Below are 24,591 nucleotides of genomic sequence, written 5' to 3' on the forward strand. Positions count from 1 at the left end.
GTTTTACAGACAGTTTAAGGAGCTAGATAATGGAATGAGCGATTAAAAGCATGCTTGCAAATAAAGAGTATCGTAAAGATTATTTCTCTATTTTATGGTCATTTGGGCATTTGGGCATTTGGGCATTTGGGCATTTGGGCATTTGGGCATTTTACTTTAAATAAAGGATAACAAAATGAAGGAGTTAGGCTGGAATTATCAGGTTCATAAATAAGCTGTCAACATGGACAAACGCAGCTGTTCAACACAGCTGCATTTGTACATTTTCAAGAAAAAACTGGTCTTTGGTTAAATTAACATTTTCAATTTTGTATCTAAAACCAGTCAGGGATACATTGCAGTAGCTCAGATTAGCGCTGTTTAAGTCACTGCTAAAGTTTTAGATCATCACACGATACTGCATCTAAAGCTTCATCAACTGATTTAGGCACAAATCGAATTTTACCTAAGTTAAACTCAATCGCGGATGTTGAGTCAGAGTGCAGTAATAATGCGGTATCCAACATGCTGAATTCCATTCCCTCTTGTGCAAAACACGCCAGCGGAATTTTAATCGTCCGCCAGTTTGCCGCGCTAGGATCCTCTAGAGGCTCTGGTAATACATTAGCAATATCAACTTCACCTAAACACGGCCAGCCGCAATGCATTGCCAGCTTCAGCTCTTCCGGCGCCTGAGTTTTCATATCAATATCAAACTGCAGCGTCGATTCAGCATTCAGGTAAGGCATCTGATCTGTACCTTTCTGATCATTCGTCTGGAAATAAATCTGACTCGCCCGTTCACCGACAAAGTTTACATTTAATGCATCCTGCTGATGCTCATAATTGATCGGGTTGGTAATCAATGTATCGATACTTGTTTCACTGCCGTTAGAAATTTCAACCGGCGCCCAGCCAGTTGTGTCCCCTGCCAATCGACCGGTAAATTGACCGTTACCCTGGGCACCGAAAACTTCCAGGGGATCTGTTGCGACGCCCGTACTCGGCTCATCCTGCCCGCAGCCGTAGTCACGCGGATCCAGAGGTAAATTATTGAGATCTGCTTCTGAAGCACCTTCTGCACTGTTTTCACCATAGGATAAACCGTAGCCGTAAGGGAACAACGGCTGATGCTCTCCAGCAATATCCTGCTCTGTTTGCGGTGTCTGATAATCTTCAATATTTGGTGCATGACGGTTAATGCTGGTAGAGCATTTTAGTTTCGGCCATGAGTATGAAAGACGTCCAGTGAAATCTCGGCCGTTTTTATTAAATAAGACATCGGTAATACCACCGGCTTCAGTCCCCGGCAGCCAGGCGGCAACAAAGGCATCAGACTGATTAATCTCTTCATTCACATATAACGGACGCCCGGAGTAAAAGACTGAAACCACTTTTAATCCGCCCTCTTTAAGCGTATTAATGGTATCCAGATCTTCACCATAATGCGATTTTATGCTTGCATATTCGAGTGTCTGGGTTGCTTTAATATCCCCCATCATCTCTGCATAAGGATCTTCTCCCATCACCACAATCGCTATGGTATCTGCCGTTGCCTGATTGATATCGGTAATAACGTTTTCTTCACCAAGCTCCTCCTGCAGTGCCATAATCAGGGTTTGTGCGCCGGGAAAGTCTTTCTCTATTTCGTTTTCAGTCCCCTGCCAGGTTAATGTCCAGCCGCCGGTCTGTTTCTGAATATCATTAGCGGCACTGCCTGTGACCAAGTATTTTTGTCCTTTTTGCAGAGGCAGAATATTATTATCATTTTTCAGCAGCACCAGAGACTGACTAACGGCTTCTCTTGCAATCGCTCGATGTTCTGGGGCTCCCAGTAAATCCACATCACCAGCATTGGCACGTAAGGTCGGCTGCGGTTTCTCCCATAAATTGGCACGCATTTTTACACGTAATATACGGGTTACAGCATCATCAATACGCTCCATGGGTATAATTCCTTCGTTAACCTGCGCAATGACATTATGATAAAAAGCCTGCCAGTCAGCACGCGCCGTCACCATAAATACATCATTACCGGCATTAACCGCTTCTGGACAATCACCACCTGTACAACCGTTTATCTCAGTATGACCATTCCAGTCTGTGACGATAATACCATCAAAACCCATTTTTTCTTTTAACACGTCATTTAACAGATACTTACTGCCGTGGATTTTGTAATTGTAATCACCAGTTCCATTTTGATCATAGTTAGCCTCATCATGCCAGGAGTTAAATGAAGTCATCACAACCTGCGCACCGGCATCTAAACCTGAGAAATAACCTGTGGCATGGATATTGCGCAGATATTCTTCTGTATAATGAGTTTCACCACGATCCACCCCGTCCAGTGTACCGCCGTCACCAACCCAGTGTTTTACATTGGAAATAACATGATTTTCCGTTTTAATGCCGTTTATCCCACCTTGCAAACCCGTTACCATACGTCCCGCGTATTCATGAATAATTTCAGGATCTTCAGAGTAACCTTCATAAACACGGCCCCATCGGTAATCACGTGGAGAAGCGACCGTTGGTGCAAATGTCCAGTCCAGTCCCGTGGCAACTATTTCGCTTGCCGTTGCTTTACCTATCTGCTCAATCAAGTCGGGGTTATCAGCTGCACCTAAACCAATATTGTGTGGAAATACCGTTGCTTTAAAAACATTATTATGACCGTGTACAGCATCAGTCGCCCAGATAAAGGGAATATCAAAACCACGATCAGCAAATGCCTCTTTTAAAGCCAGCCAGTATTTATCGGATTCTTTTGCCCAGTCTTCCGCCGTTGCATACTTATCTTCATTCGGCCAGCCGCCGCCGCCGTTAAGCAGTGAACCAAGTTTGTATTGTTTAGCTTCCTGCGGTGTTACTTCACGCAGATCCGGCTGAACCATCTGTCCGACTTTTTCTTCCAGTGTCATCTGTGCCAGTATGCTCTGTACCTTAGATTCAATGTCTGCATCTTCAGTGATAACGCTGTTAATAACCGGCCAGTCAGCAAAATACGGTAAAGTTGATTCAGGTATGACAGGTTTTACAGACTCGGAACTACATCCAGCCAAAGAAATGGCAATAACACATGAAAGCATAGTCTTTTTAAAGTGCATCAGTACATCCTAATATTATTTATATTAATGAGTTATGAATTTAAATTACTTATACCCACAGCAAATTAATATAAAAACACAGCTTGGGCATGGATATATAATAACCAATGTAACCGGTTTCATCTGTGACAGTGAGCACTAAAAGAGATCCTAAAAGCAACAGTTTGTAACACTAAAGAAACAAAGCGTCAGCAGTTAGTAACAATGTGTAAAGAAAGGTAGGGATATTCATGCAATCGTAAAAACTTAACAGCAGAGGAATTAATAACCATATATATGGCCGTTATCATTCTAGATGCAAAAACCGGCAAGTAGTAAGATGATCAAGTTCTAGGCGTGAAGGTGAAAATATAACGGGTTTAGACAGGATCTACAAAAAAGATGCCAGGATTTCTGCTGCTGAAAAAATAGAACCTTATATTTTCTCAACAGCAGAAGCTTTCAATGTAACTAATTGATAACATTTGGTTTTATTAACAATAGCGCCTCATCAAAATCAAAGTCTTCCAGTGCTGTTTCTAACTGAGTAAATTCATCTTCTGTCAAACCAATTAGCCCAGCATTAGACAAGCTGTTCACTATACTTAATGCCTGCGTATCATCATGTTCAATTTTAGTGATTAAATCATTCAGCATAGCAGTATCAACAGCATGCTCTACCTGATGATCCTGCTTCAACGTCTGCTGTTCGCAATTTTGTACAAAAAACTCATTCAGCGCAGTTGTTATAGCCGCTAATTGTGCCTGTATAAAAACAGTGTGTTCAGACAACTGCTTAATATTCATTGTTGTCTCATTTAACTCCAGCTCTTCACAAAGCTTATGCAGTGATTTAGCACCTATGGTGCCGGAAACTCCTTTAAGAGTATGAATATAACGCCCCCTGTTCTGCCCGGAACCTGCCAGACTACTTTTTACTTGTGTCTGATCTAAATAAGTTTCACTGAAACGTTTCAGTAGTTTGAGGTACAGCTGCACATTACCGTTAGCAGTATTGAGTCCGGCTTTTGTATCTACTGCGCCTATAACTGGTAAATTTTCCGAGGGCTGTGCTTCAGAGTTTACGCGGCGTATTTCAGGATTCGCCGGTACCACCCACTGCGCTAGTGTTTTAAACATACAGGGAACATCGATAGGTTTAGCAATAAGATCGTTCATACCCGAAACAAGCGCTTTTTCCCGATCTTTTTCCATTACATTAGCCGTCATGGCAATAATCGGGATCTTTGTATCACCCAGTTTACGGCGAATATGCTCGGTCGCTTCATAACCATCCATCAGCGGCATCTGACAGTCCATTAATATGCCGTCAAAAGTATACTCTCCATATATTTTAACGGCCTCAAGACCGTTTTCAGCTATGCTCACATAAATCTGCTGGCTTTCTAATAACTCTTTCGCAAGTTCCTGATTAATATCGTTGTCTTCTACCAGCAGAATATGTGCACCGGCAAGTTTTGCGGTACTTTCCTGCAGACTGTGCTGACTGAGATCATCGCGGCTGATACGCCCGCTCTCCAGACCGTAAGTATTGATAACCGCATCAAACAGATGAGAAGAGGTTACCGGTTTATCTAAAATGGTTTTGACCTGCAGTTTTCTCCAGCTCAGCGCATCCGCGAGATCTTCACGGCCATAAGCTGTTAACATTATAATATTAGGCCGTTTAGCTGCCGGTCGTGTCTGCTCAATAGACTCAACCAGATCCACTCCATCTTTGCCCGGCATCTTCCAGTCAACAATAAGCAGATCAAAGGGGCTGTCAGACTGATCAGCCTGCTGCATTGCAGAGAGTGCATCATCGGCACTGTTAACAGCCAGCGCTTCAAATTTCAGCGACTGCAGAATTTCTGTCACAATCAGCCTCGCACTGGAGTTATCATCAACCACCAGCACTTTCAGTTCGTTTAATGCAGGTGGAATAACAACCGGCTCCTGCTTAAGCACAGTGCTGCACTGCAGCTGCGCGGTAAAGGCAAACACAGATCCTTTATTAATTTCGCTGCTGACCGTGATTTCTCCTCCCATTAGTGAACAGAGATTTTTACTTATTGCTAGACCTAAGCCTGTGCCGCCGTATTTACGAGTGGTAGAACTGTCTGCCTGGGTAAATTTATTAAACAACTTATCGGCCTGCTCCTGTGTCATACCGATACCGCTGTCGGACACTTCAAACTGCAGGGTGATCTGATCCTGGCGTTGTGCGGCGACAGAGATATGAATTTTAATCTCCCCCTTTTCGGTAAACTTCACCGCATTGTTGCTTAAATTTACCAGAATCTGGCTAAGTCTCAGCGGATCGCCGATCAGTGCTGAAGGTACATTTTCATCAATATGAATCAGCAGTTCTAAGCCTCTTTCTGACGCCCGTAGTCCAACTAGGCTGGTGATATTGTCGAGCACAGTTTCAAGGTGAAAATCGATGTTTTCAATATCAAGTTTACCGGCCTCAATTTTTGAGAAGTCAAGAATGTCATTAATCAGCCCCAGCAGGGAGTCAGCAGACAGCTTAACTTTGTTTATATAATTGCGCTGCGCTTTATTTAAATCCGTTTTCAGTGCCAGATAACTCATGCCGATAATGGCATTCATCGGCGTTCGTATTTCATGGCTCATATTAGCCAGGAAATCTGATTTGGCTAGATTTGCAGCATCAGCCTCATCACGGGCATCAGCTAACTTATCCGCAAATTTCTGCAGTGCGCTATGGGATTTACTGGTCAGCACAACCAGCAGAATCACGGTAAGAATAAAGAATATGCCGCCGAATGCGAGGTAACCGGACAAGCTGCTTGATGACTGAAAATCGCTCAACTTCTTGTCACGGACTGCTGATATGGCTTTATCGGCCTGGGAGACAGATGAGTGCATCTGCTGCGTTACCTTATCGGATAACAGGTTCACTGCGACTAACTGCTCAAAGCTGTCTAGGTAGGCCTGAACTCTAGATTCAAGCTGCATAAAAGCCTTCTTGTCATTCTCTGCAGTTAACTTGTTATACAGCAGTCTGCCCTCCTGCAGAGCCTCACCAAGACGCAGCGCGACCTGCTGCGCATAAAAGGTGCGCATCTGCGGGGTATTGGCTAAAACAAAATCTCTATCTAACAGACCTGCATCATTAATACTGCTTTCCAGCTTAAACAAAGCTTTAGAGGTAAGCATACGATCTGCCGAGAGCATCTGAACCTGAGACAGATCTGACTGGACTTTGTTGAGCAAAATATGCTCACTATCCCTTAATGACAGAGAAGCAGCAGAAAAATCTTTGCCGGCGCGGGTCAGCTGAGCAGTAATTGACTGCTGCAGACGTGGATTTGTCTGCCCGCGCAGCTGCGTAAAACTAACATGGAAACGGTTTTTAGCCTGATTGATGCTGTGCAGCAGTGAACGGCTGTGCGCATCCTTAATTGAGTTATCGAGCTGTTTAAGCAGTGTCGAAATTGAATTGAGCTCGCGGATAGTCTGGTTATAGGTTTTCGGCAGCTGCGTCAGCTGGAAATCTTTGGCATTACTTTGCGCGTTAGCAGTAAGTGAAACCAGTTTCTGAACTTGTCCACTATTGGCGCTAACTGCCATCATTAACTCTTTGTGCAGTTCAATTTTAAGGGTATCAGAGTCGAGACGCCGCTGCTGCCCTTTTTGAATCGTCTGTGCATGCACTAAGGCAGAAGCCGAGGTCTCAGCCATGGTTTTTCTAATCTGCAGACTCTGCTGCTTAAGCTGATAATATTGTTCAGCACCAGTTTGGTAATTTTTTAGCGCCTGCTCTGCCGCCCCGCTGTTGTCCTGCTCTAAGGAAAACTGCATCGCTAAAGAGAGCGCTAATGCAGTTTCTTTTTTGGCGGCAGCAGCCGACTCGCCACTGTTATCACGGCTATAGGTCAGCTGATATAAACGAGCGCGGTCCAGCGCCATAACCAGCTGACTGCTGAGAGCATAACTGTCAACGGCAGAAAAGCGGTTATTTAAACTGTTCCAGCCTGCAGTTCCCGCCGTGATCAACATCAGCATCGCAATGCAGAAACCGATTAAAATCTTTTTCGAATCACTAACATATGACTCGCTTCTATTCCCTGAAAGCTGCGGCATTATGACCTCATTGTTTTGCGTGTAAGTACTGTCCGGCTAGTCCGTAAATGATGCTTTTATTGTTAGAATATTGTCCAGCTGACTGATAAATAACGGCACAAGCACAGGATCAAAATGCACTCCGGCCAGCTCTTCGATTAGACAAACCGCTTTTTCAACGGGCCAGGCTTCTTTATAGGGGCGCGTACTGGTAAGTGCATCAAAAACATCTGCTATGGCAACGATACGGGCAGACAGTGGTATTTCTTCCCCCGCAAGGCCGTTAGGGTAACCGCTGCCGTCCCATTTTTCATGATGGCACAGCGCTATTTCCTGAGCCAGCTGTAGAATTTCTGATTCATTATCATCGAGAATATTTGCCCCGAACTGAGCGTGCTGCTGCATAATGTGCCATTCATCGGCATCAAGTTTACCCGGTTTACCAAGGATATAGTCTGGAATACCTATCTTGCCGATATCATGCATAGGAGCCGCATTAAATAGCAAATCCACCCAGTCTCTGCTGACATCTAACTGCTCAGCCAGTACTTTTGCGTAATGACTCATGCGCACGACATGCATGCCGGTTTCGTTATCTTTATATTCAGCGGCGCGCCCCAGTTTGCGGATAATTTCAAAACGGCTTTCTTCAAGCTGCCGGGTACGATCTCTAACCTGTACGGCAAGCGCTTTATTCTGATCATATAATGCAATTTGTGTACGCACACGGGCTTTTACAATTGCCGGGCTTACCGGCTTAGTGATGTAGTCAACGGCGCCAAGCTCAAAGCCTTTCTGCTCATCCACTTCCTGTGCTTTTGCGGTAACAAAAACAACCGGAATACCTGCCGTAACAGGGCTGGATTTTAACGCCTGACAAACCTCGTAACCGTCCATCTCCGGCATCATAATATCTAATAAGATTAGATCTGGTTTGGGCGTTGAATTAGCAATTTTAAGAGCCTTCTGCCCTGTTTTAGCCGCTTTAACGGTGAATTCATCCGCTAAAATACCGGATAAAACATGAATATTCTCAGGAATATCATCAACAACTAAAATTACAGGTTTTTGTTCACTTAGATCTGTCATTGGTCCCTCAATTTCAGTTTAATGTATTGGAAGTAAAGCATTAACAGTATTATAAATGAAGTTGCAACAAAGCATAACTTTAATATGAATATGTGAGACTGGGATTATATAAAGTTAATCTATTGTCTGTTTGAGGCTGGGCGGCTAAGGCGCGGGAGGCGAGTCCCCTGCCTTGTTATAATATTAAGATTCAATCTGTTTACGGAAAAACTGCACCATCTCATTTCGGGTATTAAGGTGTTTAAGATGGAAAATATCCATCGGGAAAAGCAGCTCGATAACCCCGGTATCAAAAAGGCGTTTTACTTCATACTCATTATGCGCAACATCCTGCTGATACATATAGTTTAACCAGGTCTGATTGGTGTGAATAATAAACTCCACACGCATACCGCCTAAACGTGCAAAAAACTTCATCATCGCGGTTTTCTCACTCGAGCCGACTGCCCGTCCGCGATACACGGTATGCTCAACTAAAGTGTCCGAAATATCTTCCAGCACCATCAGTGAGTCAGCTTTAGAAGCACTGCGGGTTAGATGCTTCTGAAAAGCTTTAACATCACTCACCGAATCCAGTACCGCCATCAGTCCTAATTCATCATCCACGGCAACAGCCGGGTTTTTCTGATTTTTTCTTAACAGTTTTAATACTTTCGCTTCCGGCGGTTTCTTTCTTATAGAGACATAAATAGGTGTTTTTCTGATGCCGACATTAAAACTACGACGTTTAAGCAGAGTTAACTTGTTGTCCCTTGCAGGCTGCACTAATTTAGCCTGCTTAGGCGTTAATACGCTTACAGCAGTACAGCGGTAGTCCTGTTCACTGTGGGTTGAGTGCAGGTAAACCGGATCCAGCTCGCCTATTTTTAGATTCGGACTCCACACATAACCGTTTAAAAACTCCAAAAAAGTCGAAAACTTATTTTCAATATCCGTTTCACGTTCGCGCTGATCGATACTGCCGGCCAGAGTCATTAAAATCAGTTTACGGCGTGCTTCAAAGCGTGCTTTTTTATGATAATCATCGTTAAACATAATCAATAACAGTTCAACGGGATTATTGGTAACTTCTATTTCATTAGTAGCTTCAACATGTGAAGCATAGGGGGAAAGAATTTTATCGGTAATTGAATGGATAACCGCATCTGCAGTGCGCGCATATTCATCAACACGGCTGCTTATCTCATTCAAATTACCGTCAATGCCGAACATATTACCTAACAGCCGCAGCGCTCGATCACTACGCTGCCGGCGCAGAGCTTTATCAACAATCAGGGATTGAATCTGACTAATACAATCCACACCTAAAAACTCAAATATCTGACGGCGCAGCGCGCGGTACTTAGTAATATTATTAGGATCCTTGTGCAGGTCTTTTATCCATTGCCGGGTCTGCACAGAAAAACAACCGGCATGCAGCGGGTCGTCAGTAACGGCAAAAGGGCCATGCTGCTGAAGAGAAGTAAAAACACTATTTGGAGAAAGAACCGACATAAAACCACCTAAAAACAAATATACCCAAACTACTTGAATATGCAGATTCCTGCATATTCAAGCAGTTTGGGTATAACAGTGCCTGTGCACCATTTAATAGAAGAAAATATACACTAATACACAGCCTGAAGTTAATTTTACTTTTAATCACCACCTGCCGTTCTAATCGACATCGGGTGATCTTCATTTAACTGCAGTAAATCCCATAGGTTGCCGTAAAGATCCTCAAATACTGCCACGGTTCCATAATCCTGCTCTTTAGGCGGTCTGATAAACTTAATACCTTCTGACAGCATACGCTTATAATCACGCCAGAAGTCATCGGTATTCAAAAACAGAAAAACGCGTCCGCCGGACTGATTGCCGATAAAGTCATGCTGCTCCGGCTTCGATGCACGAGCGAGTAACAGGCTGACTCCTTTTGAACCAGGAGGAGAAACAACAACCCAGCGTTTGTCCTGCTCCGGCTGGTAAGTATCTTCCAGCAGTTCAAACTTCAACTTATTGACATAAAAATCAATAGCTTCATCATAATCCTTGACCACTAACGCAATATGCACGATTGACTGCTTCATTATTATCCTTGAAATGAGAGGGGAACTTATGCGCCGTAAACACTAGAGTTCAGCGACTAAAAAAGATATCAGTTACTGCGAGGCGCATAGAGTGAAATAAGAAGGTAAATATAACGCGATGCCGTTTTTACTGCACTAAAAATTTAACCTGATAAATGATTACGATACTGTTTAGGGGTGATGCCAAGAAGCTTTTTAAAGCAGCGTCCCATATGACTTTGATTAGAAAAACCGCACTGCAGCGCGATATCAGCAAGCGACAGCCTGGTTGTTGAAGCAAGCAGTTTTACCTGTTTAATTCGAACTGTGGTTATATATTCCTGCGGCGTCTGCGCCATATTTTCTTTAAACATACGGCAGAAGTGATACTCACTTAACTGCGCGGCAGCCGCTAATTCAGCAAGAAATATCTGCCGATGAGAATACGTATGGATATAATCACAAACCTGCGCCAGCACTGTCGGCGCTAAGCCGCCTTTCACTGTATCGGTAAATTTAGCAGCCCCTAAATTCTGCAGCATGGTAACTAAAATTGTATTAGTCACCTGCTCCATTAACATGTGATTATTAGTATCACACCAGTCGCTGTTAACCATTTGATGGCGGAACATTGATTCTAATCCGCTGTTTTCGGCAAAGGTAAGCTCGGGTAATGAAAGTCTGCGCGGATCTATATCAAAAGTTTTCAAAGCTAATTGTTTTAAATAATTATCATCAAAATAGAGGTGCATAAACTGCTGCGGACGACCAAGCTGCCAGTGACTTTCACTGTCTTTAGGCATCAGACAAAAACGTCCCGGCGCACCATAACCAGAGCGAATATCCGTTCTGTGGGTTTCAAACCCGCCGCTGAGATACATGCTTAATGTATGCTGTTTGTCGTTAGCATAAAATAACCGCTCATGATCATTCTGATAATGCGCCCACGCTAACCCGCCGTTTAAGGATTTTTGCCGGAAACAGACCTTACTCGACTGTTCAAAGCTGATATCTTTTCCCTGTTTATCCTTCATCAATATGCACATCCTTTTATAACACTTATTAATAAGCCTAACCGTTAACAGCAGACCGCTCAAGAAATCAGAAAATAAAAGCGCAATATCGTGATAGTTTTGCAAAGTTCGTGACAGAAGCCTTTCGCCGTACAGACAATAATAGTGTGGTAAGAAGTGTTCAATAAGGAGATAAAATGTCTGCACTATTATATTTTGTAATGATCTTAACCTGGGGCTTTTCCTGGATAGCTATCAAATGGCAGCATGGTCCCGTGCCGATGGAGGTCTCGATATTCTACCGCTTTGCAATTGCTGCCTGTCTTATGTTTATCGGCGGCTGGTATTTAAAAAAACTGCAGAAAACCAACCGCCGTCAACATCTGTTTTTTGCTCTGCAGGGATTGTGTTTATTCTGTTGTAATTTTATCGCGTTTTACAGCTCCACAAGTTATATCGCCAGCGGCCTGACTGCAGTGGTAATGGCCACAGCCCCTATTTTCAATGCTGTGCATGGTAAATTATTTTATAAAACGCCGACTAGTCAGAACTTTTGGCTTGGTGTTGCAGTCGGACTTACTGGTATTAGCCTGCTGTTTGCCGGAGACCTGCTGCAGACAGACTGGTCAGTACAAGTATTGATAGGCTTAGCTTATGCGCTGGCTGGTACCTGGTGTTTCTCAATTGGAAATATGATCAGTATTCGTAACAGCCGCGGCAGTATTCAGCCCTTTACTGCTACCAGTTATGCCATGCTGTACGGCTGCATCGCTTTATTTTCTTTAATTACTTTCAAAGGGCTGGCCTTTGAAATCAGCATCAGCCCTCTGTACTTAGGCAGTTTATTCTATTTAGCAGTGCCGGCATCAGTGATTGGGTTTACCGTTTACCTAGTTTTAGTTGACCGCATCGGAGCCAACAGCGCCGCATATCTGTTAGTTATTACCCCCATTGTTGCGCTGCTGGTATCGAGTGTTTATGAAGATTATCAATGGACAACATACTCAAGTGTCGGTCTGCTGTCTGCAGTATTGGGCAGCTTTTTAACCCAGTACAAAAAACCGCTGTTTTCTCTGTTTAATCGAACTAAAGTGACAGCCGAAAAATCAGAAAAGGAATCTGTACTGGGAAATTAAAAGTGGAATGGGACGAGTTATACCAATCCGCTTAATATTATGAACTCTTTTAGGGAATGAAGCTTCTGCCTCTACTCATACCATTCCGCATAATTAAATGGCCTGAAATTACGAAGGGAAAATTAATGATAGTAAGGCGTTTGATTGAGCAATAGCCGGCTATTGAGATTGAAGACAACGAAGCTATCGTTAATTTTAACCAGTAAGACTGATCAGATATTTATACAGATTGGTATCAGTATTACGCAGTTAAAACCGCACTTCCAAATAAAAACAAAAAAAGGCTTACAGATAACTGCAAGCCTTTCTAACTAACTGATTTAGAAAACTTATCCAACAAGGCCAGCAATTGCACTGCCGATAACCGGCGCATTTTCTACTTCAATCGTTTTAAAGTAGTAACCGCGGCTGTTAAGCAGGTCGCTAAGGTAAGCTTCACACTTAGCACGTAAACCATGCAGTTTATGGTAGGTCGAGCCGTCAACATTAATACATACCGGATATAAAGGACTGCGTCCTGCATCTCCTTTAACAACAGCGGCTGCGATATTAACTGCGGTTAATTTTGCAGAGCGGTCAATCAGATCAAGTACCAGGTAATATAATATTTCACGATCCGCTTCGAGAATGGCATCACTGCAGAACGGCGCAACGACATTAAACGGGTTTTCAAGAAACAGACTTAAATCAGCAGTTTCCAAACAGTTTAAAGCACTAATTTCAGCAGCTGCAGATTCAGAGAACAAACCGTCTTTGGCAGCCTGCTTGATTCCTTCAAGAGCAACTTCACCAAGATAGCGGCCGGAAATCATCTTTTCAAAAATGTAAGCGCCAGGGTTTGCCGTTGATGCATCAAACTGTTTATCAATAATACCCTGCGGACATTTATTGAAATTACCAGACTCAACATTAATAACCTGCGCTCCGTCAACAGATTCAATCTTATCAATATTACGGTTACTTTCAACATACGCGGTATTTGTACCGGTTCCAAGAATAAATCCGATATAACCGTCACATCTGCGTTGTTCGCCAACCGCTTTACCGGCAAGAAGCGCAGCCACGGTATCATTTAACAGTACCAGTTTTTTGCCTTTGTGCCCTCTTTCTGCCAGCGCTTCAAGAAGACCTGCACCAATGTATTCTCCTACAACTTCAGGCACTTTTACTTCTTTGGTCCAGCACAGCAGTTTTCCATCTTTTTCAGGAGAAATCTCCGTCGGGTAGGAAAAACAAAAACCAATTGAATCAGACTTATTGATAACCGGCTCAAGATAATCACAAAGGGCTGTATAGAATTCCTCTCTGCTTAATTCATGTGCAATACCCGGCATCTGGTATTTCTTAAAATGTTCAATATCCACACGGCCATGTTCGTCAAATGACGCAGTACAAACACGTAAATTAGTACCGCCGGCATCCAGAACAATGACCGGTTTATTAGCCGGCACTGAAGAATCAGCACTTACGTAGGATGCAATCATTGCCAGAGATGAGTCATTTCCAGCTAAACCGTCACGCATCTCAGAACAGAAATCATCAAGCATGGCATCGGCATCAATTCCACTTGCAGACATTTCATTCTTTTTTAAAAAACTATCAACTTTACTCTTTGTAACTAACATAACTTGGATCCTTTATAATTTACCTAATAATGATTCTAAATTCGTAATTAAAAGTTTCTTTGCAGAGGCATTCTCGACACAAAAAAATGTCAAAATGCAGGACATCCGTTTTCCCCCATAATACAGTTTCACTAATTTTATCTGAGACAAGGCGAAATTAATACTCCGATAATCAACAAGGTCATAAAAATATTCAATACAATTAAATAGTTATGATTCTTATTCTTATCTGATTTAAAAAACGGTCATTTTATACATTAAACAAAAAGCTCATCCTGTCCATATTTTGTTTCGTTACCCAGTTCTGCGTGGAATTCACATGTTCAGCAGCATGTTAAACACAAGCTGTTAAGAGGCAGAGCAGAGCACAGGAATGAGGAATTCTTGCGCATATTTTCCCTGATAAAATAACTGTTTAATTAATTTTTATGAAATCTACTGCAGTATTTGCTAAAATCTTTTCTGCGACATAAATACACAAGACAGAGCGAAAGTGCTCTAAATGAGGATTAATGAGTTTAAATAAGGATAAATACAGTATAGATAACACCGATTATACTGTCGGGCAGGATAACGTTCAAAAATGGGGATTTGATGTACACAACCCGGTTTTTGGTATCAGTGCAGGTTTAATTGCCATTTTTTTAATTGCCATTTTGGTCGTTGAGCCGCAGACATCTAAAGCCGCATTAGATGGTTTAAAAGGGCAGATTATTGATACATTTGACGGCTTATTTATGTGGTCTGCAAATATTTTTGTCATCTTCTGTCTGGGGCTGGCCGTATCACCTTACGGAAAAATTCGCTTAGGCGGCGATGATGCAGAAGCTGATTATTCAACGCTTTCATGGGTAGCTATGCTGTTTGCAGCCGGCATGGGCATAGGTTTAATGTTCTGGGGAGTTGCAGAGCCCGTCGCGTATTATACCGGCTGGTATGAAACGCCGCTTAATGTGGCAGCGAATACACCGGAAGCTGCTCAGCTTGCTCTCGGAGCAACAATGTTCCACTGGGGACTGCACCCTTGGGCTATTTATGGCGTGGTGGCATTATCATTAGCCTTTTTTGCCTATAACAAAGGCCTGCCGCTTTCGATGCGTTCTATCTTTTATCCTATTTTGGGAGATCGCACCTGGGGATGGGCAGGACATGTCGTCGATATTCTAGCGGTATTAGCAACCCTGTTTGGTCTTGCAACATCATTAGGTTTAGGGGCACAACAAGCGGCCAGTGGTTTCCAGCATGTATTTGGAATTGCAGGCGACCTTCCCCTGCAGGTAGGCATTATTGTGGTGGTTACTCTGCTTGCGGTTGTCTCTGTTATTCGCGGCCTTGAAGGCGGTGTTAAAGTCATTAGTAACATTAATATGTTACTTGCTATTGTATTGGTGGTATTTGTTGCGCTGGTTACTTTTGCGGTTTCGATGGGCACCATTCCAACAACGATAATGGCTTATGCTGAAAATATTATCCCTTTAAGCAATCCAATCGGCCGTGAAGATCAAACTTGGATGCACGGCTGGACAGTCGTCTACTGGGCATGGTGGATTTCATGGTCACCATTTGTTGGTATGTTTATAGCGCGTATCTCTCGCGGCCGTACTGTACGTGAATTTATTACCGCAGTATTAATTGTACCGACCGCAGTAACTGTATTGTGGATGTCAGTTTTCGGTGGTGTCGCTATTGACCAGATCATTAATAATGTCGGTACATTAGGCTCTGAAGGTTTGACAGATGTTCCTCTTGCCATGTTCCAGATGTTTGATGCACTACCACTAGGCAGCTTATTATCCATGCTTGCTGTATTACTGGTGCTGGTTTTCTTTATTACCTCTTCAGATTCCGGTTCACTGGTAATAGACAGCATTACCGCAGGCGGTAAAGTTGACGCTCCTATTCCACAGCGTGTTTTTTGGGCTGCAATCGAGGGCGCTATCGCAGCAGCTTTACTCTGGATTGGCGGCACCGAGGCGATTCAAGCGTTACAAGCAGGAACTATTTCTACTGCCCTGCCCTTTACCATTATTTTATTAATAATGTGTGTAAGCTTGTTAATGGGCATGCGCACAGAAAAGCATAGAAAATAGGTTTAATAAACGTTAAATAAATTAAAAGCCGATTGATTAATAATCAATCGGCTTTTTTATTTTCTTATTTCATCACAACCACAGTTTTTTAATAGCGGTATCAGGGCTGAAATGATGCCTAATCTGCGCCTGTAATAACTCCGCAGTTGCAATAGCATCAGTTAACGCATCGTGAGGTTGATAAGTAGGTAAGCTGTAACGTAAACGGCTGTTTGCAAGACGGATTGATTCAGATCGCCTACCCTTAAGCCAGTTAATAATCCCCTGCGAATGGGTCCGCTGGATATCGGCCTCAATCTGCATGGTATCAACAACAGGAAAGACAATACCTTCATTAATCAGAGCACGTAAATTTCGATCAAAAAAATCCCGCTCGATGCGGCGATAATGAACCACCACCACTTTCCCAGCAAGTTCGTCTAAAAGACGCTCCAGAATACGCCGTAAATCAGGTGCATCTTCCAAGTCCGAGTGGGTGATACCATGAATAATAATCGAGTCTTCTTTTAAATTATCCTGCGGATTGATATACCAGCTTTTGGCTTTCCGGCAAAAAATTCGTTGTAAATTAAAGGGTACCAGGCCGATACTGATGATGCTGTTCTGCTGCGAATCTAAGCCGGTAGTTTCAAAATCAAGTGCTACAAAATCAATATCACTTAATTTAGTTTCATCATGATAAGTGCCGGTGTTATAAAACTTCTGTAGACGCAGATCTTTACTTTCCTTCGCTTTTACATGTAAAAAAGCATCCCAGTTTAAGATCTCTTTATTAGTAAAATTATGCATTCATTAACCTTTAAAGTTTGTTGGCACTATAACGATATTTCAAAAAGTTCTGTGCATTGCTCAAAACCAGAAAGGCATCCTTAAGATTACGTCTTTCAAAATCAGACATATTTTCAGGCTCGATATTATTATCCGGCTCAATTTCAGACTCAATATCTAATGCCTGATGGCGCAGACGCACCAGAGAGATGAGCTCCATAGCATGCTGCAGATCTGCTCCTTTGGATTTTGGCAGAATGCCCGCCTCAATAATATCTTCTAAGCGGTCAAATGAATTTTGTGACTGGGAACCAATGGCGAGTGCGTGTACCCGGATCAGATCCGCCAATGGGGCTGTACCACGGCGTTTTAAATTAATCGAGTTGTTATGGCGTCCGTCATTTTCCATCACGAAATCTTTAAAGAATCCCAATGGGGGTTTGCGGTTAAGCGCGTTACGCGCCAGGCAGGCTAAAAAGCGGTTATTTTTTCTGGCCCTACGCAGAATAAAGCCATTTAGCTGTTCTGCCCATTTTACCCGGCCGTAAACGCCAGTAAGATCAAAGAAAATAGAACTGTTTAATAAAGCCTGCGGGTTGGGGTTATCTATCCAGTCTGCAAAACAATCTTCCCACTGCGACTGAGTTTTACGATACTCCGGATTGGTTGCCATAATATCTCCGGTGCAGTAACTATAACCACAGGCGGCCAGGCCGTCGCAGACAAAACTGGCTAGTTTTTCAAAATATTCACCATGTTGACTGACTTCATAACTGTTATCGAGAATAAAAGCATTGTCCTGATCCGTGACTATCAGCTGCTCATCACGTGCCATTGAGCCAAGCGCTAAAAAACAGTAAGGGACTGGCGGCGGGCCGAATTTCTCTTCTGCGAGTTCTAATAACCGCTGTTTAAAGCTGCGGCCGATTTCCGAAATTGCGCGGCCCACCATATGAGAATTGGCATCTTCATTAACCATACGTACAAAACAGTCTTTTAACTGCGTAGAGAGAAGGACTAAATCCTCTGTACTCTGCTGCTGAAAAATACTGCTTACAAATAACAGACTATTTTGAGATTCATAGCGGATAATGTCAGAGACTTCAATCAAACCAATGGGTTGTTTATTTTTAAGAATAGGCAGATGGTGAACATTATAACGAAGCATGATCAGCATCGCTTCAAAGATATAAGCGTTATGGTCCAGTGAGATTAACTCGGTCGACATCACTTCAGAAACTGGATTATCAACACTTAATCCCGATGCGATCACTTTAGCACAGAGGTCATGCTCAGTAATAATACCAACAAAACTGTTACCCTGTTGATCGTCTACATCCGGATCAGTAATCAGTGCTGCGGAGATATTTTCTTCCGCCATTATCTGCGCAACAGACTGAATAGAACTGCTGTTAGCAAGCATCAGCGGTTCCCGCGTCAGCAGGGTTTTCACTTTGGAAGTCGTCAGCGCATTGGCATCATCACTTTTACTTTCTACCGCTTGTTTTAAGCGGGTACTGTCTTCTGCCTCAACAAAGTCAGCAAAATCCTCATAACGCTCACACAAATCATTAAAAATGAACTCAGGAATACAATATAAAAGCGTATCCTTTACTGCTTTAGCAGGAAAACGCACTTTATTGCGGGTCAGCAGCCCCATCTGTCCGAATAACTTCCCCTGGTCTAGGCGGTTATAAAGATCACCATTACGGCGGTATATCTCCACCACCCCACTGCGTATCATATACAGATCATGAATTTTATCACCAAAATCAATAATGCGGCTGTCAGCCCGGTAGTAAGATATTTCAACACTTCGTGTCACTTCAAGTAATGCTTCTGCCGGAAGTTGATCAAAAGGGGCATACTGGCTGATAAAATCTTGAATTTCTAGTAGTTCGACTTCCATTATTCCCTCGATTAGTGAGATAAAAAATAGTTTGATTTACAGCTATATTACACGTGTTGCTAGCAATGCCAATCATTAAGCGTTGTATTTATTCGACGGAAAAATCAATAGGAACAATACGTTGATTATTCCGTAAGTGATTTAGCAAAGTCACAACACCATTATACAAACGAAAAATCAAACAGGAACCAATTTAAAGCCCCCTTAGCCTCTTCGACAAACAATCAATCAAAATTTTTAGTCAAGAATAAATCACATCGGCCGATATGGTAAATAATCACCATTATCTGCGAAGGCGGCATCATGCGTATTAGTGACTCTAACATTCAACTATGGTCCAACAGCGGTAAAAAAATAGAGACTCAGCAGGAAACACAACAACGTACCCTGTCCGTAGAGGCACCAGAAACACAAATTAATAATATTGGTTCACAACTGACATTAAACCAGACCTATAGCGCTCGTTATCTGGCAAAAAAGCAGCTGGAAAGTCAAAGCATTAGTGAAGTCACATCTGCAGATAAAAATGAAAAAACTAAAATAACCAATGAGCAGGCTGTTAACGAGGTGGTTTCCGGACTTCTTAATAAGCAGGTATTAGTATTTAACAGTGAATTCTTTATTGAAGGTCCGCGCATAGCTGACAGCGAGCCTTCTGCTAATCACCCCCTGTTTCAACAAATCAACAACGAGCTCTCCGTTGACCAAAGTGAGTGGCAGGCAAGCCCCCCGTTATCCGATCAGCTGCAGATGCAGATGCAGTTCGAAAGTTATCACCTGCTTAAAGAAGAGCAGAATATGCAGGTCAGAGCATTCGGTAAAGTAGAATTAGAAGATGGTCGTACCGTAGACTTTGCACTTGAACTATCGATGCAGCGCTCATATGAGTTAGAGCAGAGCCTTAACGTTAATTTATCACAAGGAATATTAAAAGATCCGTTAGTGATTAACCTATCCGGTGCTCCCGTTGAACTCAGCGAAACAAGTTTTCAATTTGACATTGATTCTGATGGTGAGCAGGACAATATTGCATTTGTAAAACCCGGCAGCGGACTGCTGGTTTTAGATAAAAATGGCGACGGCAGTATAAATAACGGAACGGAGCTGTTTGGCGCACAAACAGGACAAGGGTTTGATGAGCTGGCGCAGTACGATGCTGACGGCAATCTGTGGATTGATGAAAATGATGAAATATTCGAAAAATTACAGGTCTGGACCAAAGATGCCGACGGCTTAGACACGCTAGTCAGCCTAAAGGATGCAGGAGTAGGCGCTATATATTTAGGCTCTACCTCTTCAGAATTTGATCTGACCGACAAGCAAAATAACTTACTGGGAAAAGTACAGAGAACAGGTCTGTTTTTAAAAGAAAACGGTGAAGTCTCAAGTATGCAGCAGATAGATTTAGCGGTTCAAAAGGAAAACGAAAAGGATGGGCTTGAAGCAGTATTTGACCGCTTAAAAGATAAATTCCCAGAGGAAAACTTTGTAATTGATATTGAACCGGGCAACATCTCTCTACCCCCTATGCAGGCTGAGGTAACCACAGAAAACAGCAGCCAGACGGGAACAGACATAACGACGCAGGCGCCTGTCATTAATCAGGAATCGCCAGCAGCTTCAGCAGCACCAGTAGACTTACAAGAAACAGTTAAAAATCAGCAGGAACAAACCAGCAGCAGTACAATAAGAAGCACCAACAGCAAAAAACAGGCAAGCAAAGAGACAACAGGTGAGGCATCATCAGATAAAAGTAACAGCAAAAACAGCCATAGAATAAGTTTTGCTGCCCAAGATGCACTAGAACGTTTGAATGAGCTGTCAAACAGATTGGACAACTATGAAAAAGAGCAGAATACAAAAGAAGACAGATTAGGCAGTTTATTAGACAGCCTCAAAGAAAACCGGGAAAAACTCGCTCATTACCGGGAAAGTAAAAGCCGTTTATATCAGTCCAGGATCTTTAATTAACATTTACAGTCTCGGTAAATATTTTTATCTGTTTGTTAGCTGCGACTCAATTTTCTTACAAAGTGTTTGCACCGCCCATGCAAAATTACCCATCTTCTTTGCAGAAATATAGCGCCCTTCGCTATCAACGCATTTATCAACTGTACGCATCTTATTGATTTACCTTATACTATTGGCCAACAAAACCATTAAGGAAGTTATGAACTTCACTTTCATACTTTTCAAACAAGGTTGTTCCGGTCCACGTTACTAATTGTGTAGAGCCTGTTTTATTAGAGTAATAATATCCTGCATAGGTCACATCAATTCCCTGCATAGTTCCCTGCATTTCCATGTAAATGACTTTTAGCCCATTGACATCACGGTACTCTATTTTTGTTCTTTTTATATTTGAGGCAGCTAATTTTGCATTATCTAAAGCTATTTTAGCAAGCGCTTCTAATCTAATCTCAATTCGTTCTGGGATTAACATCCCGTATAGATCTTCTCCTTTAAGTTGAAACTGGTATTCAGCATCGCTGTTTGAACTTGTTTTATTAAACCCCCAACTCTTGGCATCTAGCCAAACTCCCGAATCATTTCGTGTGCTTTTAACTTTGAATGTTGATTCTTCAGGTTTAACAAATTTCTGTTTGTTGGTCGGGATTTCACTACCGTATACTGCATCTGGTGTTTCATACACCCATGTTCCATTATCATTCAGTATTACGATGTTACCTTCTTCCGTCACAGCCCTTTGGCTAGCTTGTGTTGTAAATGACACAAGAAACAGTAACGCTGCTAAGTATATCTTCATATATCGCTCCATTGACTGTTTTCTATTAAACCCGGCTCAACGAGCAAGTTTTCTACAGAAAATATGACAGCAGACATTTGTCCTATGCTGCCGTTTAGTTACTTCCTTTTAGCTTACATGCCTTATAAATTACTAACCGTGCGGCAGCATTTATATTATCGTATACTTTTCATTCTTTAGAGTTCGAATCTTCAGGTAAACTCATTACAAATTCGGATACTTCTAGGGCAAAACCTTAAAGCTTTATTTTTCCAAATAGTTACTTATTAACCCTTTATCATTTCAACTTGAAAGAGTCTGGTCATAAACACCACCCAGCAGTAGACTCTATCGATATCACTCATTTTATAGAGCTCACTAGTCTGAACAGACTGCATGGAAAAGTGTATATAATAAGTACTATTTGAACAGTAATCTACACAGGGCACCCGGACACTCTGCAATATCAGCAGTTAATTTCATCTCTGGGTGCCCGGTTTAATTTTGAATAATAAAACTCCGTTTTTAGTAAGCAAGCTGTTTAGTTACAGGTACTGCTATCCCAATCAGGACCTCGCCATACTCCCCATTCATTATTAGGATCCGGCTTCTCACCAGGGTTGGCATACCATTCATTTTTATACTCAGCCCCCTCATAAGTAACCAGTGTACAGTTTTCCGGGTATGCTTTGTTTGGATCCCATTCGCCTTCAGGAAGCGGCTCCTCATCTTCAACCTCTACATATTCACTTTCATAAATATTGCAGTCATCTCCCTCAAAAAGAATATTCAGCTGAATTGGATTCTCCGGATCAATGTTTTCAATGGAAACTTGAAAAGCTTCATTGAACGAATCTTCACAATCGGCACCGCTATAGCTTAATGTCGTCACTGTTGTATCAACAGGTAAGGAAATATGCTTATTCGGTACTAAATAGTCATTAACAATGTAACTGTTGCTGCTGTTATGTGCCTGCATAAACATTGAATTAGGAAGAATATCCGCAGCTACGTAAACCGGCATCTCCTTACTAGGATCAATCGGGCCTTTCTCTGAGAAAGTTTTAATTGGAACCGAGGTAATAATTGCTTCAATCACTTTACCGAAGTCATTTTTGTAACTGATAGCTGCGTCTTTCTGGCTGGCATCAAAAACTGCTTTTACTGCCGTTTCAAGCGTATCGTAATCGGCCTGAGCATAAAAACCATAATTTGTCAGCAGTGTCAGATACGCTTGTAAATCATTCCAGGTCAACTGTACTTCATAACTGTGTTCAGAAGCCAGTAACTGCCTGGTAACATCCGGTATCTGACGGATATATTTTGTGCCGAAATCATTCTGCTTAGTAAAACAGGTCCAGTCGTTTTCCAGATCACCGGCAAGAGACATACAGTGCTGAAAAACCTCTTCAGTTCTTAAAGGCTGATCTTTGGCCGCATACGGGCCGCGGTTGTACATAAAGCTGAGCATTTTTGACAGGGCTTCCGGATCCTCTGCCCCTTGTATAAACTCATGCAGTCTGTTCTGCGGATTAGCCTGCCCATCGGGATTTTGATCCCACTCTAATGACCCGGTATTAATTGCTGTTGCTGATGCATTGTAATAAGCACTGGTGCTTGCAGAACCAAGGATATTTCTTGCCGGACCATTGTTTGAACTCAGCACAGCCTCCGGATTCATAGCGGCGAAAACCGCAGGAAAACCGCCTGATGCAACGCCCTGCAGTTCAGCCCAGGCGCTTCCTGGATACTCTACCTGCAGTACACCATCGTCATCGCCTTCTCCCATGGGATTATCCGGCAGATCATCACCCAGAGATGACTCCTGCAGTCCTTTTGACAAATAATAATTAGGGCCCATATTTCTCATAAAATAGTCGCCAAAGTTTTCACCCGTGGCAAAGGGACGCTCTAAATCAAATGTCCCTCCCTCTTTTGCTAATGCATACTGCATTAAGACCATACTGTTCATGGCGGCATGCGCAAAGGACATTGCCCAGAGTTTGTGTTCTTGTATAGTGAGCTCAGAGGGAGTACCTAAAATCCCCAGGTTAATACTGTCCGGGTAGTCACTTTCCCAGTTAATCGCTCGCTGATCACAGGTTTCAGGATCCAGAACATATCTTTCTCCCTCTTCTTTAATATCACAGTGATAATCAACTGTGGTCTTATCTGCCAGTGTTAACAGATAACCGTCAGAAGGTAAAAGAGCGCGGTACTGCTCCGCACTGATAAGTTCTGAAGCGAGAATATTACTGCTTAACAATGAGGCGCCGACACTTAATGCCGTTAGTGATTTTTTGTATTTCATAATGTAACTCCTTAGTTACTTACTTAAGTTGTAAAATTTAGTAAGTGTTAATTTAATAAGAATTGTTGTTATTCAAATATGATTTATTGTGCCATCGCACTCAAAAACATATCAACAAGATACTAAAAAAAACAAACAGCAAAAGTTAATTACCATTAATTAGAATTATTTATAATCAATTATAATAATTAATAATCAATTTATTTGTATGAATTACTGCTTTGACAAAATCGAAAGAGGATAAGACAAGTGATAGGCAGGAGGGATATTCGGCGGCTGCGGACAAAAGTGTATTTATTGTAAGAAGTAATATATTAAGGATTTATTATAGTCGCAGGCATCAATATCTTTTAATCAGCAGCTAATCAATTAAAAGCCATAATCTGCGGCACTTTTTTTCACCGATTAAAGTCATTCTCTGCTCGAGATCCAGGCATATAGGTTTTCCATCTCCTTGTTTAATTAAACTTCCAATCTGATTATGGTGTGGAAACAAACGCAGCAGCCCTTTTGCTGAAAAGCGGTTTTAAAATCTTTCAGTCGAATGGGAAAGGGTATGCAATAAACCACATGAACCCGATCAACTCTTTCTGCTTTAATAACGACAGCGATTAACGGCCCCCCGAACATTCTACAGATCACAAACTGTTTTTTAATAATTCAATCTGTGCCTTTTAATGTCCGGCGGTCCGATATAGT

14 protein-coding genes are annotated in these 24,591 nt (G+C 42.3%); 3 read left to right on the forward strand and 11 right to left on the reverse strand.

Features of this window, described 5'->3' with window-relative positions; genetic code table 11:
- Positions 1-371: 371 nt before the first annotated feature.
- The 6 genes from G327_RS24520 to G327_RS0111250 all read right to left on the reverse strand — a co-directional run bounded on the left by G327_RS24520 (position 372) and on the right by G327_RS0111250 (position 11,328).
- Positions 372-3,089: a glycoside hydrolase family 3 protein gene (locus tag G327_RS24520; RefSeq protein ID WP_019614875.1), complete on the reverse strand. Its 2,718-nt coding sequence runs from the start codon at positions 3,087-3,089 to the stop codon at positions 372-374.
- Positions 3,090-3,539: 450 nt separating this feature from the next.
- Complete coding sequence (locus tag G327_RS0111230) at positions 3,540-7,178, reverse strand: hybrid sensor histidine kinase/response regulator (protein WP_019614876.1); 3,639 nt, start codon at positions 7,176-7,178, stop codon at positions 3,540-3,542.
- Positions 7,179-7,214: 36 nt separating this feature from the next.
- Positions 7,215-8,246, reverse strand: coding sequence for a response regulator (locus tag G327_RS0111235; RefSeq protein ID WP_019614877.1), 1,032 nt, complete (start codon positions 8,244-8,246; stop codon positions 7,215-7,217).
- 183 nt (positions 8,247-8,429) lie between these two features.
- The gene (locus tag G327_RS0111240) at positions 8,430-9,740 is read right to left on the reverse strand and encodes a hypothetical protein (protein WP_019614878.1); all 1,311 of its coding nucleotides are present in this window, start codon (positions 9,738-9,740) and stop codon (positions 8,430-8,432) included.
- A gap of 143 nt (positions 9,741-9,883) precedes the next feature.
- Positions 9,884-10,315, reverse strand: coding sequence for a VOC family protein (locus tag G327_RS0111245; protein ID WP_019614879.1), 432 nt, complete (start codon positions 10,313-10,315; stop codon positions 9,884-9,886).
- A 143-nt stretch (positions 10,316-10,458) separates the two neighbouring features.
- Positions 10,459-11,328, reverse strand: a complete 870-nt coding sequence (locus tag G327_RS0111250) for a helix-turn-helix transcriptional regulator (RefSeq protein WP_019614880.1) — start codon at positions 11,326-11,328, stop codon at positions 10,459-10,461.
- Between the two features lie 176 nt (positions 11,329-11,504).
- Between G327_RS0111250 and G327_RS0111255 the strand changes: the two genes are divergently transcribed.
- Positions 11,505-12,443: a DMT family transporter gene (locus tag G327_RS0111255; RefSeq protein WP_019614881.1), complete on the forward strand. Its 939-nt coding sequence runs from the start codon at positions 11,505-11,507 to the stop codon at positions 12,441-12,443.
- A gap of 329 nt (positions 12,444-12,772) precedes the next feature.
- Here the strand turns inward: G327_RS0111255 and G327_RS0111260 are convergent, their stop codons facing one another.
- Positions 12,773-14,068, reverse strand: coding sequence for a hexokinase family protein (locus G327_RS0111260; protein WP_019614882.1), 1,296 nt, complete (start codon positions 14,066-14,068; stop codon positions 12,773-12,775).
- Positions 14,069-14,580: 512 nt separating this feature from the next.
- On the opposite strand from G327_RS0111260, the gene G327_RS0111265 reads away from it, so the two are divergent.
- Positions 14,581-16,158, forward strand: a complete 1,578-nt coding sequence (locus G327_RS0111265; protein WP_019614883.1) for a BCCT family transporter — start codon at positions 14,581-14,583, stop codon at positions 16,156-16,158.
- A 72-nt stretch (positions 16,159-16,230) separates the two neighbouring features.
- Here G327_RS0111265 and G327_RS0111270 read toward each other — a convergent pair whose 3' ends face one another.
- Positions 16,231-16,947, reverse strand: coding sequence for a 3'-5' exonuclease (locus G327_RS0111270; RefSeq protein ID WP_019614884.1), 717 nt, complete (start codon positions 16,945-16,947; stop codon positions 16,231-16,233).
- A 10-nt stretch (positions 16,948-16,957) separates the two neighbouring features.
- Positions 16,958-18,835, reverse strand: a complete 1,878-nt coding sequence (locus tag G327_RS0111275) for a DUF294 nucleotidyltransferase-like domain-containing protein (protein WP_019614885.1) — start codon at positions 18,833-18,835, stop codon at positions 16,958-16,960.
- 303 nt (positions 18,836-19,138) lie between these two features.
- On the opposite strand from G327_RS0111275, the gene G327_RS26045 reads away from it, so the two are divergent.
- Positions 19,139-20,806: a hypothetical protein gene (locus G327_RS26045; protein WP_019614886.1), complete on the forward strand. Its 1,668-nt coding sequence runs from the start codon at positions 19,139-19,141 to the stop codon at positions 20,804-20,806.
- Between the two features lie 169 nt (positions 20,807-20,975).
- Here the strand turns inward: G327_RS26045 and G327_RS0111290 are convergent, their stop codons facing one another.
- Both G327_RS0111290 and G327_RS0111295 read right to left on the reverse strand, forming a co-directional pair.
- The gene (locus G327_RS0111290) at positions 20,976-21,602 is read right to left on the reverse strand and encodes a hypothetical protein (protein WP_019614887.1); all 627 of its coding nucleotides are present in this window, start codon (positions 21,600-21,602) and stop codon (positions 20,976-20,978) included.
- A 520-nt stretch (positions 21,603-22,122) separates the two neighbouring features.
- Positions 22,123-23,892, reverse strand: a complete 1,770-nt coding sequence (locus tag G327_RS0111295; protein WP_019614888.1) for a hypothetical protein — start codon at positions 23,890-23,892, stop codon at positions 22,123-22,125.
- Positions 23,893-24,591 lie beyond the last annotated feature (699 nt).

Source organism: Psychromonas ossibalaenae ATCC BAA-1528, from assembly GCF_000381745.1.
In the GTDB taxonomy this organism is placed as follows: domain Bacteria; phylum Pseudomonadota; class Gammaproteobacteria; order Enterobacterales; family Psychromonadaceae; genus Psychromonas; species Psychromonas ossibalaenae.